This is a genomic window from Echinicola sediminis (assembly GCF_054777495.1).
In genome coordinates this window covers 25,161-33,623 of sequence record NZ_BAAHAP010000061.1, presented here as the reverse complement: position 1 = coordinate 33,623, position 8,463 = coordinate 25,161, and the positions used below count along the sequence as shown (strand labels likewise).

The window sequence follows — 8,463 nt, the reverse complement described above, 5'->3', positions numbered from 1 at the left end:
CCCCCCCCCCCCCCTTCAAGTAGAGAAAGAAAGCATTTTACTCCGCAATGAAGGCTTTAGACAAATTAATCATCTACCCACATGTTTTACTTCAAAATTCTCAGCACATTAATACTTTTAACGCTTACCAGCTTCTGCTGTAAAGCATATATTACCGACCAACCACCCAATATTGAATTTATTTTAGCCGATGTTCTTGGCTGGTCGGACCTTCCCATTTACGGAAACCAATTTAATGAAGCACCCAACCTTATTAAACTAGCGGATCAGGGAATGCTTTTCACCAATGCGTATGCAGCCAATCCAGTGTGTTCTCCAACGCGTGCCAGTATCCAAACGGGCCAATATCCTGCGCGAATTGGGATTAACGACTTTCTTCCCGGTCATTGGCGGCCCTATGAAAAATTAAAGGTACCTGCCAACAAAACCCAGTACCTGCCCCTAAGCTATATTACCATTGGGGAAGGGCTTCAGCAGGCAGGATATCGTACAGGTTACTTTGGTAAATGGCATTTGGGTTTACAAGAAAAGCACTTTCCCAAAAATCAAGGATATGATGAAAGTGTAGTTTACCGAGGTGGTGGATTTTTCAGTTTTGGAGAAAAGATGTATCCTGCACAGGAATTTCCCAAAGGGACAGTCCTTTCGGAGGCCCTAACTGAACTGAGCATAAACTTTATCGAAAAAAATAAGGAGCGTCCTTTTTTCCTCTTTTTGGCGCATTATGATGTACATGTGCAGTTGGATGCGGACTCCACCTTGATCCATAAATACCTCAAAAAACCCAAAGCCAAGAACTATCCTTCCAATGCCATTTATGCTGCCATGATTGAGCACCTTGATCGTAGTGTGGGAAGCATCATGGATAAACTTGACAAGGAAGGACTTACTGAAAACACCATTATTGTCTTCTTCTCTGATAATGGAGGTTTGATCAAACGCTTTGATGAAATCCCTTTGATCGATAAAAGAAGCCTTCATTATTATGAAAAAGACACGCTTAAGTACATTGCCAGTTCAAATGCACCGTTAAGGGCGGAGAAAGGGACCCTATTCGAGGGAGGTATCCGCGAACCAATGATCGTCAGGTGGCCAGGCAAGATCAAAGCTAAGGCCAAGTCAGATGTCCTTGTCAGCAGCATTGACTTTTTCCCAACTTTCCTAACTATGGCAGGAGCTCCTTTACCTAAGGAACAAATGGTAGATGGAATTGACCTTACAAGCATTTTTCATGGCAATGAGCCGAAGGAGCAAAGAACCTTATTCTGGCACTATCCAGTATATCACCATGCTAGTCCTGCCAGTGCGATCCGTATGGGTGATTGGAAGCTTATCCATTTTATGGAGGGAGATCAAGTCAAGCTCTTTAACCTAAAAGAAGACATTGGGGAAACTACTGACCTTTCAATTGAAAAGCAGGGCATTAGAGATAAACTATTTAGTTTCCTTCAAGAATGGAGAAAGGATGTCCAAGCGGCCATGCCTATTCTCAACCCTGATTATGACCTGGGGAAAAAACATCTTTGGGAGCCCCATCCCCATACTGAGGACATGCTCAAAGGAACAGATTATTTTAAAGAAATCATCCCCCAATAATTTATGAAAGTAATAAAAACACTAAGCATTCTATTGTTGTTACCATATCTCTTTGGCTGCAACAATTCCCAAGCCGGTCTAACAAGCGAAAAGGCCAAAAGACCTAACATCATTTTCATTTTGGCGGATGATTTTGGGATAATGGACACCCAAGGTTATGCCCATAAAATATTGGGCACTGACACCGCAGAGATGTTCTATGAAACGCCGAATTTGGATCGTATGATGCAGGAAGGAGTTTCTTTTTTGCAGGCCTATGCCAACCAACTTTGCTCCCCTACCCGTGCCAGTCTACTGACGGGTAAATATGCTGGAAGAATGGGATTTACAACGGCGATGCCGCCAAGGGAAACCTACTACAATCAGGACATGAAAGCACCAAATGGGTACTATTCCCATGACGTTTTAAGTCATTCCGATAATATTAATATAGAACAAGCGGTTCTTAATGGAACATCCAATTCCGCAGTGCCATCAGGCACAGAATATGACAATGGTCAAGATGAATTATCCATTGCTGAAGCCCTAAAGGATTATCATTCTGCTTTTATTGGCAAATGGCACGTTGGAGGTTTCGGCGCCGAGGGATACCAACCGGCCGACCAGGGCTTTGAACCTCTTGCCTGGTATGATGCAGGAGGATCAGCTTATTACAACTGGAAAAAGGCGTGGAATATAACTACCAAAGGTCCCTTTACTGCAATTCCTCAAAATCAACTGGAAATAGGCAATTCAGGGATGGAAACTGGAGAAGAATACCTAACGAATGATTTGACCAAGCAAGCATTAAGCTTTATTGAAAGAGAAGCAAATAAAAAAGATAAACCATTTTTTCTTTACTTTTCTCATTTTGCCGTTCACAGCCCCTACCAAGGTCCTCAAGATATCATTAACCATTTTGATCAAAAAGATACCAGAGGCTGGAATGGCCACCACGATCCAATTTATGCCAGTATGATCAAAAGCTTGGACGAATCCGTTGGTGCCATCTTGAATAAGTTGGATGAACTGAACATAGACGATAATACCTTGGTGGTTTTCATGTCCGACAATGGCGGTATCGATTCCAAAGTCACCCCAAGAGGTGACGGTACAGACAACAGCCCTTTCTTGGGAGGAAAAGCATGTCTCACAGAGGGCGGGATTAGGGTGCCGTTGATTTTTAGGTGGAAAGGGAATATTCCTGAAAAAAAATGGGTAAACATCCCCGTAGATTGTACAGATATCTTTCCTACTTTATTGGACGCTGCAGGATACCCTTCACAGAAAATTGTCACAGAAAGAACATTGGACGGCGAAAGTTTATTTACTCTCCTGAGTGATCATAATAACGAGCAGAAAACCTATACCAAAACTACGCACTATTGGCATTACCCTTTCAATGTGATCTATAATAATCCCAAAGATGGTTTTCCCTTAACCCCTCATTCTGCGATTAGAAAAGGAGATTATAAGTTGATTTATGATTGGCACGGCAGGATTTCACTCTATAATATCGAGCAGGACCCTTTTGAAAAACAAAATTTGTCCGAAAAGAAGACCGAGCTTACCAACCTCCTTTTTGCACAACTAATTGGTTGGTTGGATAACAATGTAGCTCCTCGGTATTGGCCGAGCCCCAACCCATCTTATAATCCCAAAAATGAGGTGAGAGAAGAAAAATATGTGGATTTGCTTAGCCACTACCGAACTACAGGAACAGTCATTAACAAATAACCAAAAACAAAAATGAACTTACGAAGTAAAATAAGGCACATTGCTTTAGCTGCTAGTTGTTTTTTTACATTCTTTAGCGTTAGTGCTCAAGGAAATAAGCAACCTAAAAATATTATATTTATTCTTGCTGATGATCTGGGATGGAGTGATGTCACCTTGTACGGGAAAACGGATTTTTATGAAACTCCAAATCTGGAGAGACTGGCCGCAAAAGGCCTGACATTTACCCGGGCATATGCCGCAAGTCCATTATGTTCTCCCACCAGGGCGAGTATCCTTACCGGTCAAACACCTGCGCGAACCGGAATTACGGCACCTGTTGCACATACTAATAAGGTTTTGCTAAAAGCCCAGTTGGCCAACAATGCGGCTCCAGGAAGCAAGGCGATCATTACAGAATCGGTATCAAGGTTAGATAACGAGCTTCCCACCTTGGGCAAGCTCATAAAATCAGTTGGATATTCCACCGCTCACTTCGGAAAGTGGCACCTTGGCTTGGAGCCTTACTCTCCCTTGGAGCATGGTTTTGATAAAGATATTCCACATTGGCATGGCCCAGGGCCAGCAGGAAGCTTTGTGGCCCCGTGGAAGTTTCCAGGTTTCAAAGAAAACTATCCTGGTGAGCACATTGAGGACCGTATGACAGATGAAGCGATTGATTGGATGAGACAACAGGAGAAAGGAAAACCATTTTTCATGAACTACTGGCAATTCTCTGTCCATGCTCCTTTTGATGCTAAAGAGGGACTTATTAGATATTATCAGACCAAAATGGACCTTAGCGATCCCCAGCACTCTCCCACTTATGCGGCTATGGTGCACTCTTTGGATCAGTCTGTGGGCAGGTTGCTGGATGAAGTGGAGCGGTTGGGCATTGCAGACGAAACGGCCATAATATTTTTCAGTGATAATGGCGGTAATATGTATAATGGAATCGTCGATGAACTTCCTTCAGGTGAGAAGGTGCTAAATGCCCCGACCAGCAACAGGCCATTAAGGGGGGGGAAGGCCAGCATGTATGAAGGTGGTATCAGGGTTCCCTGCATTATAGTATGGCCGGGACTTACAGAACCAGGCACCCTTACAGATGCCCTTATCCAATCTACCGATTTCTATCCCACTATTTTGAATCAGTTGGGGATCCAACAGCCCAAAAATTATTCTATTGATGGAAATGACATAACACCAATATTGAAAGGAGAAAAAACAGAGAGTAAACCAATTTTTACATATTTCCCTCACACGCCAAAAGTTCCGGATTGGCTTCCGCCTTCAGTGGCTGTTCATGATGGCGACTGGAAACTGATCCGCCTATTCTTTGAAGGTGAAAATGGCCAGCATGATTACCTACTTTATAACCTTAGATGGGATATCAGTGAAACGATCAACCTCGCAGGTTTATACCCTGAAAAAGTAAAGAAGTTAGACCAGATGATAGAAAATCATTTGCGAGATGCTGAGGCCATCACTCCTGCACCCAATCCAGATTTTGATCCTTTAAAATACCGTCCTCAGGATATCGGTATACCTCCCAAAGGCTTACATAATTCTGAAGCCATCAAAAATCAAGAGAGCAGATAATACTGAACATTATAAATTGAAACCGAAACTCTCCTTTGCTTTATTGGACAGTTTCGGTTTTTTCTATGCTTCGTATAACATCAAATACATTAAAGCCTAATTATTCCCCTTTCAAACCACCACTTATCATTTTAAAATACCGTGCGTAATTTGAGGCGGTACAAGACAGGATAATTTAAAGAAATCAAACCTGTTAATTTAGTACTAATACATTTACAGTTGTAATACCCAAAAACACCAATTTATCAATAGGCCCATTAAAAAAATTCGTTTATGAAACTGGATATTTTATCTAGAAAATACTTCCAATACTTTTTATCCTTTGGTTTGCTTTTGTGGCTGAACCTAGCCTGTCAGACCATTTCTAAGAAACTGAAGACAGAAGAAATCGATTATAACAGTCTAGCTGAAGGTTTCCTTACTCCCCCCGATAGCGTTAAACCTTGGTGCTACTGGTATTGGATCAATGATGACATTTCAAAAGAAGGGGTAACCAAGGATTTGGAAGCCATGAAAAAAGTGGGTATTGGTGCTGCGCTCATCGGCAACATCAACCCTAATGGCGTAGATGGTCCTGTTCCACTTTTCAGTGAAGAATGGTGGGACATTTTGGTACATACCGTAAAGGAAGGCAAAAGACTGGGTGTGGACATCGGTTTATTCAATTGCCCGGGATGGAGCCAGTCAGGGGGGCCATGGGTCCGACCTGAGATGGCCATGAGGTATACAGTTTACTCACAAACGCCCATAGCCGGAGGAAAGAACATTGTTGTTTCCCTTCCCCAACCTACGGAGGAATTTCAGGATACTTATGTTCTTGCCGTTAAAGAAAATGGGGAGCTTTTTACTACTTCTGCAAATAACACCCAATTTACAGCTTCTCCTGCTGTCAATAACACGCACTTTTGGTCAGACGGAAAGCTTTCGACAACACCTTCATTTGAGCTTTCCCAAAATAGCAGCTACCAAATAAGGGTCAAGACCGCTCGACCCATACAGGCAAAAAGCCTATCCCTTACTCCTGGGGATAAACCCATAAAATGTGACTGCCAATTGGAAGGGAAAGTTGACAATGAATACCGGTTAATCCGCCGGTTCACTTTTGATCGCAGCAATATGAACATCAATGTAGGAGCGGCAAACCAAGGGCAGGTTGCTCTATCCATCAACGGGCCGGTAACCGATGAATTTCTTCTTACCTGCACCAATTTTAAAGGAGCTAAAGAGGCGGGGTTTTCAGAAATTGTTATATCTGAGGAAGCTACTCTGGACCACTATGTGGAAAAACAAATGGCAAAAATGCACCCTACTCCCACCCCTGACTGGTCAAGCTACCAATGGGTATCGAACCAAGGTGAAGTGGCCCAAAATTCCTTAATGCAAGCCGATGAAGTTCTCAACCTAAGCAGTAAAATGAATGGCAACGGAACATTGAATTGGGATGCCCCTGAAGGAGAATGGACGGTATATCGTTTTGGAATGGCTCCCACAGGCACCAAAAATGCACCATCCGCACCGCAAGGAAGGGGTTATGAAATCGATAAAATGAGTGAGGAACTCATCCGCTTTCATTTCGAACAATTTGTAGGGGAATTGCTTGAAAGATTGCCCGAAGACAGTAAATCTGCCTTTAAATACGTGATTGCCGATAGCTATGAAATGGGCTCACAAAACTGGACTGATGATTTTGCGCGTGAGTTCCAAGAAAAGTATGGTTATGACCCGGTTCCTTTTCTTCCAGTTTATTCTGGTAAAATAATCAATAGTGTCCAGCATTCTGAGAGATTTCTATGGGATATGAGAAGGCTTGTAGCGGATCAGGTGGCCTATGAATATGTAGGTGGATTGAGAAAAATCAGCAATGAAAATGGCCTGAAGTTATGGTTGGAAAATTATGGACATTGGGGTTTTCCCTCCGAATTCCTGATGTATGGAGGACAGTCCAATTTAGTCAGCGGTGAATTTTGGAACGAAGGGGCTTTGGGAAATATTGAATGCAAGGCATCTTCTTCCGCTGCCCATATCTATGGAAAACCAGTTACCTCAGCCGAGGCATTTACCGCGGCCCACAGCTCTTATTTGAGACATCCCGCATTACTTAAAAAACGAGGTGATTGGAGTTTTACCGAAGGCATCAATCATTTTGTTCTGCATCTCTACATACAACAACCTGATGATAACAGAAAACCGGGGGTAAACGCTTGGTTCAGTACCGAATTTAACCGGCATAATACCTGGTTTGAGCAATCAAAATCCTGGATGGATTACATCAGAAGGAGTCAACATATGCTTACCAAAGGTAAGTATGCGGCTGATGTGGCCTATTTCATAGGGGAAGACGCTCCTGTGATGACCGGCATTAGGCAACCGGAATTACCAAAGGGATATTCTTATGACTATATCAATGCTGAAGTACTCTTGGAAAGAGTACAAGTCGTGGACGGTAGGTTAACTTTACCTGATGGCATGAGTTATGGTCTGCTGGTGCTTCCACCAATCCAAACCATGACACCGGAATTGATTACTAAATTAGAACAGATGGTCCACGATGGCCTTGCCATTTATGGCCCCAAACCAATCCAATCTCCCAGTCTTCAAAATTATCCCGAATCAGACAATGCGGTCAAAAGTTCTGCTGACAAATTATGGGGTAGTGAAGGTTATTATGACCAAGAGTTGATAAGATCAGTGGGACAGGGTTTTGTGATGGATAATATTTCTTTACTAAAGGCCTTAGATCACTTGGACATACACAAAGATGTCATTTTGCCAGAGGATGCCCCTGTGCTTTGGACACACAGACAAGCCCCTAATTTGGACATCTATTTCCTTACCAACCAAAGTGAGGACAAAGTTGCAACCAAGGTGACATTCAAGGTGAAAAACAAGCTTCCGGAACTATGGAATGCGGTGACCGGCGAGATCAGAAAATTACCCGAGTTTAAAGAAACCGAAGAGGGAATAGAAGTTCCTCTGCAGTTTGAAGCTTTAGAAAGCTGGTTTGTTGTATTCACTGAGGAAGAGCAAAATTCCTCCTACAACTATAAAGAGAATTTTCCAAAAAGCCAGGTGGTAAAGACCATTGATTCCGAATGGACCTTAGCATTTAACAACAAGGACATCGGTCTCCAAAAACCTGTAAAGGTTGAACAATTGATGGATTGGACTGATTTTGAAAATGATTCGGTCAAATATTATTCAGGTACGGCAGATTATAAAACCACATTTACTCTATCCGAGCTTAAAAACGACATCCATTATCAAATCGATCTTGGCAAGGTCAGTGTCATGGCCACGGTAAGCCTCAATGGCCAGGAAGTGGGCACAACTTGGATAAAGCCTCATGTTTTGGACATTACGGATGCACTGAAAAAGGGAGAAAATATTCTCGAAATAAAGGTCGCCAATCTGTGGAGAAACCGAATTATCCGAGATCTCCAATTGCCAGAAAGCCAACGCTACACGTGGACTTCCGTAAATGACGCCAAAGCAAATGAAAATCCTCATTCCTCTGGTTTGTTGGGCCCCGTGACAATTAACGAAATTGATTAACCCTAAAGGCCAATTAAA

At 42.7% G+C, this 8,463-nt stretch carries 4 protein-coding genes; all 4 read left to right on the top strand.

Annotated features, from left to right (window positions below; all coding sequences use genetic code 11):
- The first annotated feature begins 81 nt into the window (after positions 1-81).
- Positions 82-1,596: a sulfatase gene (locus ACYVAA_RS15250; protein WP_460543245.1), complete on the top strand. Its 1,515-nt coding sequence runs from the start codon at positions 82-84 to the stop codon at positions 1,594-1,596.
- Between the two features lie 3 nt (positions 1,597-1,599).
- Entirely contained in the window at positions 1,600-3,312 is a 1,713-nt protein-coding gene (locus ACYVAA_RS15245; protein ID WP_460543243.1) for a sulfatase, read from the top strand.
- 12 nt (positions 3,313-3,324) lie between these two features.
- Positions 3,325-4,893 (top strand): sulfatase, encoded by a 1,569-nt coding sequence (locus ACYVAA_RS15240; RefSeq protein WP_460543241.1) that lies wholly within the window; start codon positions 3,325-3,327, stop codon positions 4,891-4,893.
- 273 nt (positions 4,894-5,166) lie between these two features.
- On the top strand, positions 5,167-8,445 hold the full coding sequence (locus ACYVAA_RS15235) for a glycosyl hydrolase family 2 protein (RefSeq protein ID WP_460543239.1): 3,279 nt from the start codon (positions 5,167-5,169) through the stop codon (positions 8,443-8,445).
- Positions 8,446-8,463 lie beyond the last annotated feature (18 nt).

Bases quoted from the DNA above. Each gene is read 5' to 3' on its own strand.
- ACYVAA_RS15245 (WP_460543243.1), top strand. From the start codon at position 1,600: ATGAAAGTAATAAAAACACTAAGCATTCTATTGTTGTTACCATATCTC.
- ACYVAA_RS15250 (WP_460543245.1), top strand. From the start codon at position 82: ATGTTTTACTTCAAAATTCTCAGCACATTAATACTTTTAACGCTTACC.
- ACYVAA_RS15235 (WP_460543239.1), top strand. From the start codon at position 5,167: ATGAAACTGGATATTTTATCTAGAAAATACTTCCAATACTTTTTATCC.
- ACYVAA_RS15240 (WP_460543241.1), top strand. From the start codon at position 3,325: ATGAACTTACGAAGTAAAATAAGGCACATTGCTTTAGCTGCTAGTTGT.